We start from the raw sequence: 2,499 nt of genomic DNA on the forward strand, positions 1-2,499 counted from the left end.
CTAGACATTGCCAGCCAGTGCCCGTCACTCCGCGGTCTTCACTGCGTGATCGAGTTGATCGACACCCGCCGTGACACGCTCCATGAAGTGCCTGCCTGCGTCTGTTAGCCGAACGCCCCGCGCATGGCGCTCAAATAGCAGGACACCAAGGTTATCCTCCAGCGCTTTCACACGCGCGCTGACGCTCGACTGGCTGATACCAAGTGCCTTGGCCGCATGCCGAAAATTCAGATGCTCGGCGACGGCGATGAACTGAACAAGGGAAATGAGCGGTATCCTGCCAGACAGGATACCGACATTCACGAGGTTTCGATGGTTAGTGCGCCGCATCGGAGCGGGCCTGCTACCAGTCGTCGGTTAGACGACTGGCGACTTCTCGGTGGCAGCCCCACGGAGCCGAAGGAGCACCAGCCCCAACGAAACCAGTACCGCCATCGCCGTGGCGTAACAGATCACGGGCCACGCTGTGTCACCGTTTAAAAGTGCCACCGCCAATGTCCCGACAATGCTGACTATCAGGCTTTGAACGCAGAAGTAGAACGCGACCGCTGATCCCGCGATGTCGTCGAACTCTGCCAAAGCGCCGTTCGCGGTAACGGACACCGTGAAGACAATACCGACCGCGACAACCCACATCGGTAGGATGAAGGTGAGGAATGACGGCGAGCCGTAAAGTTCGCCGATCCCCAACAGGACCGCTCCGCAAACAAGCAACGCCATCCCACGCGCCACGCATCCTGCGATGCCCCATCTGGCGACAAAGGACTTCGCGAAACGGGTTGTCACGATCATTACAAGCGCGACAGTGGCGAAGGCAAAGCTGAATCCGATCTCGGAATATTCCGCTTGGCCTATGAGCACACGGGGAGCCGTCGAGAAGAAGACGAAGAAGGTGCCCATACCGGCGCTAAAGCCGACAGTGTAAACCCAAAAAGCCGGACTCGCGAAGATCGGCAAGACAGATCGGCGCGTCTTGACTTGATCCAGAGGGCGGGTTTCGTGCCACCTGAAACCCGCATTTAGGAGTGCGAGCATCGCCAGTATAGCCAAAGTAATGAATATCGCCTGCCATCCCAAGAACTCGCCGATCAATGCTCCGGCGATAGGGCCGAGCGCAGGCACGAACGCCAGCATCGAACTGAAAAGGCCGTAGATGACGACACCCTCAGGACGGTTGGCATAAACGTCGCGAACCGTCGCGAACGTCGCCACCAGCATGGCCGACGCGCCCACTGCTTGAAGTAGACGGAAAGCGACAAAGGCCGGTGCAGTTGAAGACCAAGCTGCTCCCAGAGACGCAATGACGAAAGCCGTTGCGCCCGCAAGTAGAATTGGCCGTCGCCCGATTCTGTCTGAGAGCGGACCAAAAATCACCTGGCCCACGCCGAGCATCACCATATAGAGGCTCAACGTGAGTTGGATCATAGCGGGCGTCGTGTTCAGGATGCCGGGCATCGCTGGAACGACAGGGAGATAAATATCCATCGCCAGTGAAGCGAGGATGTCGAAAGGAGCCATCAGCAGCAGTGCTGCCGGCAGCGTATAGGCCCACGCGGGGCGTGTGGTGGTCATGACGAATCAACCCTCGATTAAGGAATACCGGGCGACGTCTGCTCGTCAGCAATCAGATGAGACTAGCCTTACAGAGCGCCGCAACAACAATACTGGTTGTTGCGGCTTACTTGTCTGCTGACTTGGAATTTCCCATCTGATTACTCCACGCTTACGAATATGAATTGCTACATTTTATCCGATTATCTTTTGCTTCGCAATGCGGCATGGGCGCACTCAGCGTTCCAGCCCCCTCTGCCGCCCTAACTGCCACGACACCGACCCGCCCTGCACGATGCCCATAACCTCGCGGCCGAGTTGGCGGTCGATGATCGGCCGCCACGGGACAAGGGTGAACTCATGGGATTTCTCGACCACGGCGAACTTGCCGCTCGATAGATGCACGGTTCCGGTAAACTTGCCGCTGACGCTCTCGCCGTCCGTGGCGGCGCGGAACGGCAGGCCCTTACTCAAAGCCATATCCGATCCGACGCCGGCTACCTCGCGCTCCCGCAGGATGGCGAGAAGGTTGCGCCGGTAGAAGACGCGGCTGTCCCGGCTGCGGGTGGCGTCGCCCTGTTCGATATGGTGCTCGCGGCGCTGGTCCATGGCTTCGCGGACTTGTTGCCCGAAGCCGGTTGGCGCAAGGTCGGCCGTCTCGCCGTGGATCAGCCGCCGGTCCAGCCAGGTCGCGCCGTCCGATCCGATCTGTTTGTTCAGATCGACCGGGGAAAGGACGCGAACGCTGGCCTGACTGTCTCGGCCGGCGTCATGGGCGGCGGCACGGCTGACCAGATCATCGGGGATGCGCCATTGGTCGGCGTCGATCCGCTCGACGATACCGGCCCGGCGTAGCGCCTCCAGCCGGCGCACATGGGCATCGACATAGCCCTCATAGTCGCCGCCTGGAACGCGGCACGTATAGGAAGAATAAACGCCCTTTTCACC

The 2,499-nt window shown here is 59.9% G+C and carries 3 protein-coding genes; all 3 read right to left on the reverse strand.

Annotated elements, in window-relative coordinates:
- Nucleotides 1-24 precede the first annotated feature (24 nt).
- Entirely contained in the window at nucleotides 25-330 is a 306-nt protein-coding gene (locus WH95_RS20020; RefSeq protein ID WP_001255015.1) for a LysR family transcriptional regulator, read from the reverse strand.
- A gap of 27 nt (nucleotides 331-357) precedes the next feature.
- A complete protein-coding gene (gene floR / locus WH95_RS20025) occupies nucleotides 358-1,572 on the reverse strand; it encodes a chloramphenicol/florfenicol efflux MFS transporter FloR (protein WP_000214119.1) in 1,215 nt (404 codons plus the stop codon).
- A 216-nt stretch (nucleotides 1,573-1,788) separates the two neighbouring features.
- Nucleotides 1,789-2,499 (reverse strand): DUF3363 domain-containing protein (locus WH95_RS21760; RefSeq protein ID WP_245622999.1); only part of this gene is annotated, 711 nt, incomplete at its 5' end.

It is taken from the genome of Kiloniella litopenaei, from assembly GCF_000982415.1.
GTDB lineage: Bacteria > Pseudomonadota > Alphaproteobacteria > Kiloniellales > Kiloniellaceae > Kiloniella > Kiloniella litopenaei.

Coding starts and splice junctions, on each gene's coding strand:
- WH95_RS20020 (WP_001255015.1), bottom strand. CDS start 330: ATGCGGCGCACTAACCATCGAAACCTCGTGAATGTCGGTATCCTGTCT.
- floR (WP_000214119.1), bottom strand. CDS start 1,572: ATGACCACCACACGCCCCGCGTGGGCCTATACGCTGCCGGCAGCACTG.